Genomic DNA, 17,135 nt, shown 5'->3' with positions numbered 1-17,135 from the left:
ACTCGGTTCCTTAAAGAAACCGAGTTTTTTTATATTCGATCGCCCTCAATCAAATCTACAATTACTACATGATAGAAGTGCCACTCAAATCGCTATTTGCTAGTGGGTTACTGGGACTTGCAGCCGGAGTAATTAAGAGGCTGCTGTCGCTGGCAAAAGTATTCGGAATTGGGGAGATTGAACTACTAGCGATCGTGCCGCTTAAAGGAATAATTGGCTGAGTTTGAGCGCTGATTAGAGAGTTCAACAAGCTGTTAGTGTCGTAGATCAGGATGTCATCATCGGTTTCGCTAAAGGTCATCATGCTGGGAATTGCACCGCCATTCAGCAAGATATCGTTGGCGATAGTATTGGCAGGAGTTGCTGTCAAACTAGCTGGATTAGTCGGTGTTGTTAATGGTTCCAAGGAGAGACTTGCTGGTGCAGAAGTCGTGCTGGTTGACAAACTAATTGGTGCAGTTGCTGTTGCTGGATTAGTATCTGTTGTCAATGGTTGCAGAATCAGACTTGCTGGTGCAGCAGTTGTGCTGGTTGACAAACTAATTGGTGCAGTTGCTGTTGCTGGATTAGTATCTGTTGTCAATGGTTGCAGAATCAGACTTGCTGGTGCAGTAGTTGTGCTGGTTGACAAACTAATTGGTGCAGCAGTTGTGTTTAATAAGGCAGTGCTAGAACCGCTGTCGATCGCACTTAGAACATCATCACTCTCAACAGGTTCACCGGTTAAATCATCGATCGTCGAGGGAGTATTGAAAGCTGCGGGCAGCGGGCCTCCGGGAGTGATGGAGATAAAGCGAGAACTGTCGATCGCACTGAATTGAGTATCTTTTAGCCAAGCTAAGTGTTCGCCGGTGCCTGCGATGCTAATTAAGGCATCGTTAGTATAATTTTCACAGCCTTGAACGATTTGCAATTGGTCAAAAGTGAGATCCTGTGCGAGTCCGAGGTAATCGCGATCGGCTTGGAAGTAGAAAATGTTATCCAGTCCCGAATTTGGTGATATCACAAATATGTCGGAACTGCTGCCTCCAATCAGCGTATCTTGGCCATTGCCACCTTTGAGGATGTTGTTGCCTTCGCCACCGTAGAGACTGTCATCGCCTTCGTTACCGTTCAGGCTGTCATTGCCACTGCCACCATTTAAGAAGTCGTTGCCGTTACCGCCGTCAAGGGTGTCATCGCTGCTGCCACCATCGAGACTGTCATCGCCTTCGTTGCCCAACAGATTGTCGCTGCCGGCTTCTCCGGTTAGCAAGTCGTTGCCGCAACCGCCGTCAAGGGTGTCTTTACCCGCGCCGCCCAGCATCGTGTCGTCGTCGCATTCGCCGAACATCAAGTCATCGCCGTTGCCGCCTCCCATCCAGTCGTTGCCGCTGCCGCCGACGAGGGTGTCGTCGCCAGAATCGCCGGTGATGGTGTCGTCGCCGGAGTCGCCGACAACCAAGTCGTTGCTGGCCCCGCCGTCCATCAAGTCAGTTTCGTCGCCGCCGTAGAGGGTGTCTTCTCCGACTTCGCCTAACATCGTGTCTTGCCCTTGACTGCCAAACATTAAGTCGTTGCCGGCCCCGCCGAAGAGTTTGTCATCGTCCATGCTGCCGTCGATTTGGTCGTTGCCAGCGCCGCCGATTAATTGGTCGTTGCCGGTACCGCCGAACAATTCGTCGTTACCTGCGCCGCCATCAATTTTGTCGTAGCCGGAACCGCCGTCGATTTTGTCGTTGCCGGCTTCTCCGAGAATGGTGTCGTCGTCTTCGTTACCCCAAATGTTGTCGTTGCCCGCGCCGCCGTTGATGAAGTCATCGCCTGCTTGCGCCCAAATGTTGTCGTTGCCGTCGCCGCCGGAAATCGAGTCACCGCCGGAACCGCCATCGATGTTGTCGTTGCCGGTTTGTCCGAAGATGGTGTCGGCTGCATCTCCGCCGTAAATGTCGTCGTTGCCGCGGCCGCCGTCGATCGAATCTCGGTCTTCGCGGCCGTAGATTTCGTCGTCGCCGTCGTTACCCCACAGGGTGTCGCTGCCGGTTCCGCCGTCGATGAAGTCGTTGTCTTCGTTGCCTTCGAGGCTGTCGTTGCCCGCTTGTCCGAAAATTTGATCGACTCCTTCACCACCAGACAAAGTATCGTTGTTCGCGCCGCCGTCGATGTAATCGTCGCCGCCGTCGCCTGTGGCGATATCGTTGCCGTCGTTGCCGTAAATGCGATCGCGCCCTTCACCACCACTCAAGCTATCATCGCCTGCGTTGCCTTCTAGGTAGTCGTCTCCGTTGTCACCGGAGAGGGTGTCAGTACCGGCTTGACCGAAAAGTCGATCGTCCCCTTCGCCACCATCCAGGCTGTCGTTGCCCGATTCACCTCGGAGAATGTCATCTCCGGTTTGTCCCAACAGCGTATCGTTGTCATCGCCGCCCCAGAGTTCGTCATTGTCGGCATTGCCTTCTAACAAATCATCGCCTGCGCGGCCGTACAATTTATCGCGGCCGTCGTTGCCGAAGAGAGTATCGTTCTCAGTACCGCCGTCAACCATGTCGTCACCGCTACCGCCGGAGAGGGTGTCTTTATCGGCTTCACCGTACAGGCTGTCGCTGTCATCGCCGCCGTCTAGAACGTCGTCGCCGGTGCCGCCGAACAGGGTATCGCGGCCGGATTCTCCTAGCAAGCTGTCGCCGTCATCGCCTCCCCAGAGGGTGTCGCTGTCGTCGCCACCGAGGATTGTATCGAGGCCAGCTTGTCCGTAGAGGCGATCGCGCCCTTCATTGCCCTGTAGCAAATCATTCCCTAAACCGCCGTCGGCAATGTCATCGCCGCGACTGCCGAGAACCGTATCATCACCAGCCTGTCCGAACAAACTGTCATTATTTTCGCCGCCATCTAGGAAGTCGTTACCGTCGCCGCCTTCAAGCGTGTCATTTTCGCTACCACCATCCAGGGAGTCATTACCTAGTTCGCCGAAAAGTCGGTCTGTTCCTGAGTTGCCTTCGAGGATGTCATCGCCACCGCCTCCGTAGAGGGTGTCGCTGTCAGATTGACCGAGAAGGGTATCGTTGCCTTCGCCCGCCAACAGCGAGTCATTGCCGGAACCGCCCTCTAATAAGTCATCGCCAGCTAGGCCTTCGAGGGTGTCTTTGTCGTTCCCGCCGTAGAGACTGTCATTGCCATCGCCTGCATTCAGGATGTCATCGCCGTTTTCGCCGTAGAGGTAATCATCGCCACCTTGGGCAAATAAGGTGTCATTGTCTTGACCACCCCAGAGATAGTCGTTGCCACTTCCAGCATCCAGTAAGTCTTTGCCGTTGTCGCCGTAGAGGGAATCGTTGCCATCGCCAGCTTGGAGGCTATCGTTGCCGTTTTCGCCAAACAGGTAGTCATCGCCAGTTTGGGCTAACAAGGTGTCGTCATCTTGACCACCCCACAGATAGTCATTGCCACTTCCGGCATCGAGAATGTCTTTGCCGTCGCCACCGTAAAGGGAATCGTTACCTTCTGCCGCTAAGAGTGAGTCGTTGCCGTTTTCGCCGTAGAGGTAGTCATCGCCAGCTTTGGCTAATAACGTGTCATCATCTTGGCCTCCCCAGAGATAGTCGTTGCCGATTCCGGCATCGAGGATGTCTTTGCCGTCGCCGCCGTAGAGACTGTCGTTGCCTTCGGCTGCATCAAGGCTGTCGTTGCCACCTTCGCCAAACAGATTGTCATCGCCGGCTTTGCCGAGTAAGGTGTCATCGTCTTGGCCTCCCCAGAGTTGGTCGTTGCCAATGCCAGCATCCAGGAAGTCTTTGCCGTCGCCACCGTAGAGGTTGTCGTTGCCTTCGGCTGCATCGAGGGTGTCGTCGCCGGCTTCGCCAAACAGGTTGTCGTCGCCTTCTTTTCCTAGGAGGATGTCGGCATCGTCGCCGCCGTAAAGGTTGTCGTTGCCGTCGCCTGCATCAAGGGTGTCTTTGCCGTCGCCACCGTAGAGGTAATCGTTGCCGATGCCTGCGTCTAGGATGTCGTCGCCTGCATCGCCGCTGAGGGTGTCGTTGCCGGCTTCGCCGTAGAGGGTGTCTTTGTCGTCGCCGCCGGACATTTCGTCGTCGCCGGTGCCGCCGTATATGAGGTCGGTGTCTCCTTCTCCGTAGAGTTTGTCGTTGTCGCTTTCGCCGTAGATTGTGTCTTTGTCGTCGCCGCCGTAGATGTAGTCATTGCCGGCACCGCCTTCGAGGCTGTCGTTGCCTGTTTCGCCGTAGATTGTGTCGTTGCCGTAGCCCGCGTCTCCGGCTACCGTGTCGTCATCGCTACCTGCGTAGATTAGGTCGTCGGCATCGCCACCTCGGATGTAGTCTCGGCCTGCTTCGCCGTAAAGGGTGTCTCGGCCTTGGTTGCCGTAGATGCTGTCGCCGCCGTCGCCTCCGTAAATTTCGTCGTTGCCGAATTCGCCGTAGAGTTTGTCGTCGCCTCCGAGTCCGTTGATGCGATCGTCCCCAGCATCTCCAGTGATAACGTTAACGCGATCGTCGCCAGTAATATCATCGTTGTGAGTAGAACCAGCGACGTTTTCAATGCCAGTAATTTGGTCTTGGCCTTTCCAGCCGTCGGTAGCATCGCCTGTTTGTAAGTTGACAGTAACGCCGTTGGGGTCGCGGCGGTAGCTGAGAATATCGATGCCTTCTCCGCCGTAAAATGAGTCATTGCCGGCATTGCCAATTAATAAATCGTTGCCTTCTAATGCCCAAATTCGGTTATCTTTTTCGTTGCCAATCAAGATGTCTTCAAAGCGAGTACCGATTATATCTTCGAGATTTCTGAGGGCATCGGTAGTGCCAAAACCATCTTTACCAGTACCGGCGGCAATTTCAAAATCCCGTTCGAGTTCTGTGTAGTATTCGGTGGGATTAGCTGCGTTAACAAATTGTTTGAAACGCTGACTGGTGTTGTTTTCGTAGTCGCTACTTTCGTCAATATTAACGATAACGCCGCTGGGAGAATTGATGTAGTTAACCAGGTCGATTCCTTCACCGCCGTCAATTAAGTCATCGCCGATTTCTCCGATTAACGAGTCGTTGCCGGTGCCGCCGTAAAGTTCGTCGTTGCCAGCATTGCCGTTGAGAGTGTCATCGCCGGCTTGTCCTAAAAGTACGTCATCGTCGGTGCCGCCAAACAGAGTATCTTTGCCGTCGCCACCATCGATGTAGTCTTGGCCTTGACTGCCGAAAAGGTAGTCTTCGCCAGCTTGTCCGTAAATATCGTCATCGTCGGCACCTCCATCAATGATGTCTTGGCCGTCGCCGCCTTCTAGCCAGTCATTGTTTTCGTCACCGGAGATGACATCGTTGCCGGCTTGTCCGTAAATTATGTCATCTCCGGTATTGCCGGAAAGCGAGTCTTGGCCGTTGCCGCCATCGATGAAGTCATCGTCTGCGTTGCCTTCTATGGTGTCGCTGCCGTCTTGTCCGTAGAGGATGTCGTCGCCTTCGTTGCCTTGGATGAAGTCGCGGCCGCTGCCACCTTCGGCGTAGTCTTCACCTGCGTTGCCTTGGATGAAGTCGTTGCCGGATTGGCCGTAGAGTTGGTCGTTGCCTTCGTTGCCGTAGAGTATGTCGTTTTCGCTGCCGCCGTCGATGAAGTCGTCGCCTTCGCGGCCGTAGAGTATGTCGTTGCCGGCGTTGCCGTAGAGGAGGTCGCTATCGATGCCACCATCGAGGATATCTTCGCCTGCATTACCGTAGAGGGTGTCGTTACCTGCATCACCTTTGAGAGTATCATTTCCCTGATCGCCATAAAGAGTATCTTGGTCATTTCCCCCTTCTAAATAATCGTTTCCGAGTTCTCCATGCAGTTCATCATTGTTGTCCCCGCCATACAGAGAATCACTAGAATCATCTTCTGTACCACCATAGAGAGTATCGTTACCACCATCCCCTTTAAGAATATCTGAACCTGCTTGACCGCGTAAATCATCATTTTCGCTACCGCCTTCTAAGGTGTCGTCACCTGACCCCCCGTAAAGAGTATCATCGCCTCCATCACCTTTGAGTTTGTCATTTCCCGAATCGCCATAAAGAATATCTTGATCGTTTCCTCCTTCTAGATAATCGTTTCCGAGTTCTCCATGCAGTTCATCATTGTTGTCCCCGCCATACAGAGAATCACTAGAATCATCTTCTGTACCACCGTAGAGAGTATCATCGCCACCATCGCCTTTGAGAATATCTGAACCTGCTTGACCACGTAGATCGTCATTGCCATATCCACCTTCGACTGTATCTGAACCTTGGCCACCATATACGGTATCGTTACCCCCGTTACCTTGAATCTCATTTGCTTTATCGTTACCAATAATCTCGTCATTGCCTTGAGATCCAGTCAAGTTCTCAATACTTGCATCAAATCCCCCCTGATTGGGAGTGTAAGCAAGTACAATTGCATATGAAACATTTGTTTCTGTTTTACTAGGATCCCAACCACCTTTCTTGCCATCTGAATCGACAAAATTTTCGTCGTATGGGTTGTATGTTGCGCCATAGGCAGATCTGGTAGTAAGGATACCACCCGGATTCATATTGAAGACATAATCACCTGATAAAATAGTTGAAAAATCTAGCGTATCTGTTCCACCACTGTCCCAAATAGTACGCTTTACTTCTTCTCCATCTTCTTTTTCATCTGTTTTGTAAAAATCACTTTTAAATGTATAGGTATCGTTTCCTTGATTGTAGTTTTTTGCGCCATAAATTGATTGCAGTGCTAAAATGTCATAGGGCATTAAAGATACAGCATACTTAGTACGGTTGTATGTCATTACAGTATTAGTGTTGTTCGCTTTGTCGGCTGGGAGTCGCTCTGGTGAATTATAAGCACCACCATCATGAGGATGTTTTAGCCCCATAGCGTGACCAATTTCATGGATTAGAGTTTCATACGCAAAAGTTCCCTTTTTCACATATTCTGATTTAAAGTTCTCGTTGAAAAATACGTCGCCAGCTACTTCGGGTTTAGCACCTGAAAAGACAACATCACTTGTTGGCCAGGCAGCCTCACCACCACCAGAAGTTCCCGGATGATCCGAATACATGAAACGTAAATCTCCGTATTGAGTCGTTTTATTCGGATAAAAGTTTCCAGTAAAAGTTCCATTTAATAAATCAAAAACAGGTTCTACTTTCTCAGTAACTTTTTCAAATCCAAGCGGGATGACCGAGCCATATACATCTTTTAAAATGTCTCGAATGTTATCCTGAATTCCTGATTCCAAAGGCTTAATATCTCCTCCATATCCAAATTCTTTTTTGTACTGTTTAGCAGAATCCTCAGTAAGGAAACTGTAATTAAGTTGAGATTTACTCCAATAAGAGCCACTTAGCAGTGCCTTAATATCATCTGAGTTAGCCATGATTCTGTTCCTCTTTTGGTAGATACAATGTGTGCTGAAAATTGACAAAAAGACTCCGCCGACACGCACAGACGTGTCACATTCACCGAATTTGCTCGCCTGAAAATTAGGGTCGATCGCCCTTCAAGTCAGTTAAGGTATAGTGAAAAACTTTGTGAAGCTAAGCTATCCCCCAGGGAATCGCCCGCCAACACCGCAAACAACCGCTAAAGCCCGATTCAAAATCCATAGATTAATGCACCCCTGAAATTAATAAAGTCGATCGCGCCACAGGATTTATGCGGGGCCAGAAACCGGGTTTTTGCGAAACTATTCGCTGTTAGCAGGAGATTCTGCGAAAAACCCGGTTTCTTGAGCTTGGTGCGTAAGTCCTTACTTATATATCAGGACTAACTCGGTAGTTTTATGCAAAACTCTACGTTTTTTTTGTAAAGCTTTGTAAAGACTGCGTGAAAGTACCGAAAGAGCCGGTTTTGGGAGTTGAAGGGCGATCGACCCTAAAGGCCGTGAGGGCGATCGCGCCACAGGATTTATGCGATGCCAGAAACCGGGTTTTTGCGAAAATTATGCGCTGTTACCAGGAGATTCTGCGAAAAACCCGGTTTCTTGAGCTTGGTGCGTAAGTCCTTATTTATATATCAGGACTAACTCGGTAGTTTTATGCAAAACTCTACGATTTTTTTTGTAAAGCTTTGTAAAGACTGCGTGAAAGTACCGAAAGAGTTGGTTTTGGGAGTTGAAGGGCGATCGACCCTATTGGCCGTGAGGGCGATCGCGCCACAGGATTTATGCGGGGCCAGAAACCGGGTTTTTGCGAAATTATGCGCTGTTAGCGGGAGATTCGGCGAAAAACCCGGTTTCTTGAGCTTGGTGCGTAACTCCTTATTTATATATCAGGGCTAACTCGGTAGTTTTATGCAAAACTCTACGATTTTTTTTGTAAAGCTTTGTAAAGACTGCGTGAAAGTACCGAAAGAGTTGGTTTTGGGAGTTGACGGGCGATCGACCCTATTGGCCGTGAGGGCGATCGCGCCACAGGATTTATGCGGGGCCAGAAACCGGGTTTTTGCGAAAATTATGCGCTGTTAGCAGGAGATTCGGCGAAAAACCCGGTTTCTTGAGCTTGGTGCGTAAGTCCTTATTTATCTATCAGGGCTAACTCGGTAGTTTTATGCAAAACTCTACGGTTTTTTTTGTAAAGCTTTGTAAACACTGCGTGAAAGCACCGAAAGAGTTGGTTTTGGGAGTTGAAGGGCGATCGACCCAACCGCCTAACTGTCCCTCATACTTATCTATCAGGGCTGACTCGGTAGTTTTATGCAAAATTTCACTTTATTTTGAGAAATTCTGTAAAGACTGCGTGAAAGCACTGAAAAAAGTTGGTTTTGGGAGTTGAAGGGCGATCGCCCCAACCGCCTAACTGTCCCTCATACTTATCTATCAGGACCGACTCGGTAGTTTTATGCAAAACTCAACTTTTTTTTGGCAAAGTTTTGTAAAGACTACGTGAAAGCACTGCAAAAAGCGGATTTTGGGAGTTGAAGGGCGATCGAATAATGCGCTTTCCCCCCAGCCCGGTAGGTAATTAATTACCTCCCGGACTTTCGGACTGCGGGATTGCGCGATCGACTTCGTTGTGCGAAAAATAGCCCCAACTGCCTAACTGTCTCGTACATTTACTTATCAGGGCTAACTCGGTAGTTTTATGCAAAATTTCAATTTTTTTTCAGAAATTCTGTAAAGACTGCGTGAAAGTACCGAAAGAGTTGGTTTTGGAAGTTGAAGGGCGATCGACCCAACCGCCTAACTGTCCCTCATACTTATCTATCGGGGCCGACTCGGTAGTTTTATGCAAAATCTCACTTTATTTTTCAGAAATTCTGTAAAGACTCCGTGAAAGCATCGAAAAGAGATGGTTTCGGGAGTTGAACGGTCTTTGGGCTTCGCAAATGCAGTTCCCCACAAGGATATTTTAGGTTTGATCTCTTGCTGGTCTTGCATTCGTGGGGATTCTCAACGGATGTTTTGAATCTGACCAGAATCGGCTTGGGATTCATGACCATAATTAAACACAAAAAAAATCTGAAGCTGGAAAATTCCAACTTCAGACTTTTACTAACTCCCCGGGTAGGATTTGAACCTACGACCAATCGGTTACACTTATCCCAACGTTTCCGAAGGGCGTGGACTATTTCATCATCCCTAGAACGCAGATTTAATATCTGTCGCTGGATGTCGGGCGCTGTGAGATTTATTGGTTAGGCTCCTCATCTCTAGTCTCTGCACCTTTATGGCTACTTGTGGTCAAAACCACTGCCTTTCGCCAGACTTGGCTCAAGATTGCCGCCACCCGAAGTGCTGCGGTTTCCTTGAATTCACCCGATTTTTCAGTACCCGTTACCGGATAAAGCTGCTATGTCACTAGGGCTTTTGGTTAATACCAAAGGCTTGCATTCATTACAGCCGATCGCTCTGCCACTGAGCTACCGAGGATTGCGTGGTTTTTGTCACCCACATTTACTAATAGTAGCTGAACCGATTCGATTTGGCAAGGCCTTTTGCAAACTTTTTTTTTTCTCATACACCAAGCGGGTTTAGGCAGCTAATGCAGCCCCATTCTCATTCTGGCGAGGCGCTGCTGGGATTCTGGATCGAGGGAACTGGCCAGAAAGCGACTAGAAGTTTTTTTGCGGGATTTGTGCTGGCGCTCGCTGCGGCGGGCGGTGGATTCTACGTCAGCCGCTAGTTGTTCGGCGGACATCCATTCGGCGCCGTAGCCGACTACTGTCAATTGCTGCGCTCTGTCTGAGGTGGCGACAATCATGCGCCCTTTACCTTTGATCGATCGCAACTCATACCGCAAATTAGCACAAGACTTTTCAATATAAGTATCTGCTGTCTGACCGAAGTCAGTGTAGTGCACTGATAAATTTTTAGTAATAATTTCTTTAACGCTGGGAGTATCTCGATAGTGAGCGTCAAACACGAGTCGAGCCTCAAAATCTTGAACGGCGCTGTAGTTAACTAAAACCTCAATTAACTCACGGCGAGCTGTTTCGAGTTCGTCGCGATCGCGCTTCTCTCGGAGTCGAGGCCACAGTCCAATCATGTTATAGCCGTCTACAAGTAACACTGCTTGCGATATATAGGTTGACATGGTTCAAGGCTGAAGATCTCCAGCAGATATAGGACGTTATTTGCATTGTTCATCAAAGCTTTTGTTGCATTTTATTACAGATCGTAGATTGATTGCTACCTTCGATCGCCATAATTAAACCCCCAAATCCCTAAGTGTCTGGGATGTGGGGGTAATATTTGTGCGATCCTCGAATGCAAGCAACGCGCTCCGTGCGATCGATAAATTGGCCGGCTTATTCGACAGATTCCAGGGATACGGGCGATGGCTTACGCCCCGCTTCGCTACGTACAACGGCCGGCAGAGATACTTTTTCAACCGCAGGAGTACAGCCCAGCCACTGCACCGACAAGTCCGCAAACTGCTGCGGAGGGCCACTCACACAAAAACGAGTCGGCAGCGCCACACCAGCATTCCGCAGCCCCAAAACCTCCAATTCTCTCGCCGCAGCAGCCACCACGCGCACCGCAGGATCGATCAAATTTACCCCAGCAGGCAAGAGCGATCGCAACACGGGAGCCAACAGCGGATAATGAGTACAGCCGTAAATCAGCGTATCAATCCGCTGCTGAATCAAAGGAGCCAAATATTCTCGCGCCACCTCAGAAGTATAAGGATCGTGAATCCGGTTTTGCTCCACCAGCGGCACAAAAGCCGGACAGCTAACCTGCCATACTCGGCAAGAATCGTCCATTTCCAAAATCGCATTTCGATAAGCATTGCTAGCAGCAGTAGCAGGAGTTGCAATGACTCCGATCCGCTTACCTTGCTGCACCGCAGCCTGCGCCCCCGGCAGAATTACTCCCAGCACCGGAATATCAAACTCAGCCTGCACCATCTCCATCGCCAAAGCAGAACTGGTGTTGCAGGCCATAATCACCATTTTCACATCCTGTTCCACCAGCCAGGCCATAATTTCCCGGACAAAATGTACAATTTCCGACGCCGCCCGAGTGCCGTAAGGCAGCCTCGCCGTATCTCCAAAATAAAGTATTGATTCGTTCGGCAATTGTTTGTATAACTGCGTCAAAACAGTCAAACCGCCCACACCGCTGTCAAAAATACCGATTCTTTGTTGACTGTTGTCTGTTGTCTGTTGTCTGTTGTCTGTTGTCTGTTGTCTGTTGTCTGTTGTCTGTTGACTGTTGTCTGTTGACTGTTGTCTGTTGACTGTTGTCTGTTGACTGTTGTCTGTTGTCATTAGTTACCAATTCCCAATTACCAATTCCCAATTACCAATTCCCAATTACCAATTACCAATGCCCGATGCCCTGTTTGGCCAATGCCCTGTTTGGCCCATGCCCATTATCTTTGTTGAAGATAAAGTAAAATGCCGCGAGCGATCGAAGCGGCCATTTGACTGCGGTAAGCTGGATCGGAAAGTCTAGCAGCATCCTCAGCACCTGTTACAAAACCGACTTCCAACAACACAGAAGGCATAGAACTCTTCCTCAAAACATAAAATCTCGCCTGCCGCACCCGGCGGTCAGTCGCCCCCGTCCCGTCCAAAATACTGGCGTGAATCACGCGAGCTAAATCTTGCCCGCTATCGAAATAATAAGTCTCAATCCCGCTAATATCCGGCCGACTCATATTAATCGCATTAGCGTGAATGCTGACAAACAAAGTAGCATTCACCCGTGCCGCCAAAGAAACTCTCGGTTCCAGGTCGATTTCGCTGTCGTCAGTCCGAGTCATCACCGCTTGCACGCCCTGCTGTTCCAGCAGCCTCGCCACCTGATACGAGATATCCAAAACAATCTCTTTCTCCTGAATGCCTTGAATCCCGACTGCACCCGGATCGCGGCCGCCGTGACCTGGATCGATCGCTACGACGAAACGGCGGTTAGAACCTTGGGGCAAATCACCCGCTCCGATAGTCCTTCTCGGCAACGGCTGCGGATTGGGATCGCGAGTCACAGGTGGCTGCGCGCTAGCACTCGATCGCAACTGCAAAGACAGTAACTGCGGGTTAGGTCTCGTCACCCTGCCTACCTGTACCCCCGATCGCGGCTGCACCCAAATCACCACAGTCTCCGCGTCTTCCTGACTGGCAGTAAACGATACAGGACTGTTCCCATCAAGCTGAGGAATTTGCCCAGTCAGAGAACTAGAAGCGAGCCGAATCCAGTAAGATTTCGACGACTGATCCCACCCGCTGGTATAGGAGACTTGGCGATCAGTTCTCACCACAAATTGCGTGCCATTACTGGCTAAATCAATGGACTGAACTCTCGCTAAACTTGCTTGAGCTGGTCTCCCAACAGGTACAGGTTGGGAGCCCGTGAGGATTGGCGGCCTCGTGCCTCCTGGCGATAGCACAACAGAGCCCGAATTGCTCACAGAAGCGCGCCACTGAGTATTAGAACTCTTCATCCGCAAAGTCACGCGGGTAACGGGCGGATCTGTTGGCAGTTGCCGGACTTCAATCTTGTCAACTCCGTACTTGCCGTTCGTTTGAGGCTGTTGGCCGCCCGCGCCCGGAGCTAAAGTAGCTCCTTCAATATCGAGGGTGGCGATGTCCCCGGCCCGACTTTGTTGAAAATTAATTTGGGGGCGCCCGCCCGCAGTGCGGACTAAAAAACCGTCCGCCGTCACCTGAACGTTCTGAACTACAGTCGCTTCAGCAGATTGGGTTTCCGTTGCTGAAGGTTCAACCGATAATCTTTCTCCCCCTGGTTCTGAAATCGGATTTTGAGTTGCTCCCTGCACTGGCGTTGGCAAATCTACTGTCCACTCGCTCGGAGAAATTCCCCGGAATTTTACTTGCTGCGGATCTAGGGTAAATCCGTCTCTGAGTTCGACGACTATTCTGGTGGTATCGTCGTCAAACTGTCCTACTCGCACAGATTCGATCGCGCCTGAGAGCGGTTGACTGACCGCAGAACGGCCCAGACTCGTCCCCGGTAAGTCGATTACCAACCGCGTGGGGTTGAAAATCAGTTGAGCTTTGGGTTGAACTCCCCCCTCTGTTCTAATGTAAAGCCGGTTCTCTGAAGCATCAAACCGCCAAGATTGCAGTCTCGCTGCTTCGGCGGCTCCAGCGAGCAAAAATACACTTAAGAAACTCGGTAGTAGCCAGTGGAATTTCACGACAGTTTTTTCCTCGTTTGCGTTACTGCTAAAAGGTGGAAGGGTGCCGCTTGCCCGATCGGCTTTCAGCGGTGAGCCATTAGCCGACTGGGGACTTCCGACCGTCAGTTGTTGGCTCTCATTGACTTTATTTATGCGTTAACAGCCTACAAAATGCCCAATCATGGCATTTTGAAACTTGCCCGTATATTTGGGGGCGATCGGTTATAAGCTGACTGAAAAATTGTTGGCACAAGCGAAGGTATTTATTTTTAGGAGTAAGAAACAATGTCTTTCTTGAAGTTAAAAGGTACAAGTTATAAGGTCAAATTTTACCAGAAAGAATTGGTTTAAAGCCGGAACCCTGATCGGGAGAAATTTAAAAAAAACTATTCATTACTCCACTCCTCTTCCTTTTAAGTAGAGGTCGCTGTCAACTGTCAACTGTCAACTGTCAACTGAATGAAGGTTCTTCAAGGGAGCGGTTTCATCGCTATTTAATATTGGCGAAGCTCGTTACTGCAAGGGTAATAATCCGCTTGACTGTTGTGTTTTGTTCTAATTTTTTATACCATACCGACAACTTAACAACGGATCTTGAAAACAATCCATATTTTCAAGATTTAGCTGACTTTTGATGGATGCAAAATATTAGTCTCCGACAAACTGGCATATTTTGGGGGGACAAGCATTTTTGCTGACAGCTTGACAGTTAAATACAATTACATAGCGTCCCTGCTCTCTTTTTTTCTGGATTTTTTTTTACTCATGAATTTTCGGCGATGATCGAAAATTAGTAGGGCGATCGCGATTTTCCTGACACTACGATCGCTAGTCGATGCTGTCAGCAGTAACCGGAGAGTTTTTTCTGTTACCTTTGCGGGCAATGCTTTGTCATTATTAACACTCTTTTTGAGTGCACGATGGACAGCCAGAGCATTGGTTGATTGATGACGCGGATAAAATTTTTGGCGGCAAATATAGTTAGGGCAGTTGTCAAGCTTTTGGGACGGTAAAAACAGTCGATGGGCTGCTCGATAAAACCTGTAATTTGGTTTGATGACTTGCTTTTCGACTAACTACATATAGCGGTTCTCAAAAAAGTGAGGTATGCCATATCCCATATCCCATATCCCATATCCCATATCCCATATCCCGTTCGCGTACCTGATCTTTCTGAGAAAGGCTATAACTTGTATGTATGCTACCAGTTAGAAAAGATACACTATCTTGGCGATTGTGTCAACGAGTAAGGGAAATTCTGTAATACCATACCACCGCGTGCGATCGAATTATCACAACTTTATTTTTGAGTGGGATCGATACCTGCAAGTTATTTTGGTTAATTAGCAACGCACTGCCCGTGTCTAATCAACAGCGCTGCAATTGACTCTTGCCCCTAGCTGCAAAATTCCGGCTCATCCAGTTCAAAATTGCTTGATTTACTTGTTCCGGGCATTCATCCTGGGGACAGTGGCCGGCATTGTCTAATTCAACTAACTCTACATACTGGGGATTGCATTCGACAAATTGGTGGGGGCGGGCGAAGCGAGGGGGAATCATCCGGTCTTGTTTTCCCCAAATTAACAGCATTGGGATTGTGGAATTTCGCAGTATAGTCTTGACACCAGGGCCAACTTGTGCACTTCCTACAGCTTTGAATACAGCGCAGAAGGCACGGGCGGCTCCCCGATCGCCCGCAGGCCCTGCTAGAATTTCCACTAATTCGTCGGTAATAGCTTCCGGGTTGGCGTAGGCAAAGCCAACCCAGCGGCGGACAACGGCAGGTTTGCGGACTAAAGCAAACAGAGGTCTGAGGATGAGCGGGGAAACAAACCAGCTTTCCACAGCTTCGATCGCCGGTAACAGCCATCCGGGCACCGCCTCGGCTCGCACAGAGGGGTCTGGGAGGCTAATCATTACCGTACCAGCCACCATGTCCGGGTGAGCGGCGGCGGCGGCCAGACAAATCAGGGAGCCGATCGAATTTCCTGCCAATACTACGGGCTCTTTGATAAAAGTCAGCCAAAAATCATAAACTTGATCGACCCACAAAGACACATCGTAGTTGACGGGAGCTTTTTGGGAAGCGCCAAACCCCAGCAAATCTAAGGCGTAAACTGTATGGTTTTCGGCGAGTTGGGTGAGATTTTGCCGCCAATGCCCGATCGAAGCTCCAAATCCGTGCAGTAAAATAATCGGGGTGCTTGATGTGGCGGAGGTGATTGGTTTGTCCGCAGAATCGGGAAATGCGATCGCGCCTTGATTTTGTCCCAAAGCTGGCCGTAAATAAGTGTAGCGAGTTTGCCAACCCCGCCACACCCAGTCTCGTTGAGTTCCCACCCGTTGGTGCCAGTGCAGAGAATTTGTCAATTTTTCCTCAGCTCGCAACATAAATTTACACTTGGTTATACCTATTCTACAAGGCAAATCAGGGGACTTCGGGGACTTGTCAGACTGGGCTATATGCGGTAATAAAAGCTTTTTTGCTTCAGTTTTCAAGATTTACCGGGAATTTTCGACCGTTTTGTCATCAATCTGACACGGGGGCGGACGCTCGTGTGTGAAGTTAAAATAAAACTACGCAGAAACTTAGCCAGACTGAGTAGAATAACAGGTATTGTAAGAATTCATTTACGATCGTCCAAATATTCCCTAACGCTTGAGCGGAGGGGAGAGAGGGCGCGGTAGTACGTCCGGTAAGGGCAACACCTTACAAAATGGCTCGCTCGGACAATTGAAATATTGGTCGATCGAACCTGTAACTATCAAGAAACTTCAATATTAAACTACTGCTTGTAAAACAATTCATGCCTGTGATTGAAAGAAGACAAAATCGCAACCTACCCCAGATCAACGAAAATATTCGATACCCCAAAATCCGGGTGATCGATACCGACGGCGCGCAACTAGGGATATTGACACCCGCAGAAGCGCTGCGTCTGGCAGAAGAAAAAGAACTCGACCTCGTACTTGTCAGTGACAAAGCTGACCCGCCTGTATGTCGCGTCATGGACTACGGGAAGTACAAATTCGAGCAGGAAAAGAAAGCGCGAGAAGCCAAGCGGAAGCAACACACTGCTGACGTGAAGGAAGTGAAGATGCGCTACAAAATTGAAGAACACGACTACCAAGTGCGCCTCAAACTAGCAGACCGCTTTATCAAATCTGGGGACAAAGTAAAAGCCACGATCATGTTCAGAGGTCGGGAAATCCAACACAGTAACCTAGCAGAGGACTTGCTCAAGCGCATGGCCACAGATTTACAGGAAATCGCAGAGGTGCAGCAAGCGCCGAAAAAAGAAGGCCGCAGTATGATGATGCTGCTGTCGCCGAAAAAATAGTTATGAGTGATTAGTCATCAGTCATCAGTCATCAGTCATCAGTCAATAGACTGGTGACTGATGACTAATTACCCCGCCCAAAAACGGATACAGGTTTCCGAGTATAGTCGTGGAGGGTAAAAACAAAAATTTTAGACCCTTCGACAAGCTCAGAGCAACGCCAAAGTTCCAGCTCCTAGATGGCATCTGTGGAGCAAATCTCAAATCTCAAATCTCAAAT

Annotated in this window: 6 protein-coding genes; 1 reads left to right on the top strand and 5 read right to left on the bottom strand. The window is 49.4% G+C overall.

The features are described 5' to 3' along the window. Positions 1-64 precede the first annotated feature (64 nt). The 5 genes from K4039_RS27060 to K4039_RS27040 all read right to left on the bottom strand — a co-directional run bounded on the left by K4039_RS27060 (position 65) and on the right by K4039_RS27040 (position 15,965). On the bottom strand, positions 65-7,363 hold the full coding sequence (locus K4039_RS27060) for a hypothetical protein (RefSeq protein WP_265239591.1): 7,299 nt from the start codon (positions 7,361-7,363) through the stop codon (positions 65-67). A 2,602-nt stretch (positions 7,364-9,965) separates the two neighbouring features. Next, entirely contained in the window at positions 9,966-10,520 is a 555-nt protein-coding gene (locus K4039_RS27055; protein WP_265239589.1) for an NYN domain-containing protein, read from the bottom strand. 214 nt (positions 10,521-10,734) lie between these two features. Continuing rightward, on the bottom strand, positions 10,735-11,700 hold the full coding sequence (gene murI / locus K4039_RS27050; RefSeq protein WP_265239588.1) for a glutamate racemase: 966 nt from the start codon (positions 11,698-11,700) through the stop codon (positions 10,735-10,737). A 104-nt stretch (positions 11,701-11,804) separates the two neighbouring features. Continuing rightward, positions 11,805-13,592 (bottom strand): N-acetylmuramoyl-L-alanine amidase, encoded by a 1,788-nt coding sequence (locus K4039_RS27045; protein ID WP_265239587.1) that lies wholly within the window; start codon positions 13,590-13,592, stop codon positions 11,805-11,807. Positions 13,593-14,942: 1,350 nt separating this feature from the next. Next, positions 14,943-15,965 (bottom strand): alpha/beta fold hydrolase, encoded by a 1,023-nt coding sequence (locus K4039_RS27040; RefSeq protein WP_265239586.1) that lies wholly within the window; start codon positions 15,963-15,965, stop codon positions 14,943-14,945. A 416-nt stretch (positions 15,966-16,381) separates the two neighbouring features. Here K4039_RS27040 and infC point away from each other — a divergent pair, with 416 nt between their 5' ends. Next, the gene (gene infC, locus K4039_RS27035; protein ID WP_265239585.1) at positions 16,382-16,915 is read left to right on the top strand and encodes a translation initiation factor IF-3; all 534 of its coding nucleotides are present in this window, start codon (positions 16,382-16,384) and stop codon (positions 16,913-16,915) included. The last annotated feature ends 220 nt before the right edge of the window (positions 16,916-17,135 follow it).

It is taken from the genome of Lyngbya sp. CCAP 1446/10, from assembly GCF_026130175.1.
Taxonomy (GTDB): domain Bacteria; phylum Cyanobacteriota; class Cyanobacteriia; order Cyanobacteriales; family Microcoleaceae; genus Microcoleus.
Note: the sequence above shows the minus strand (reverse complement) of the source record. Positions and strands in the feature narration are given on the sequence as shown.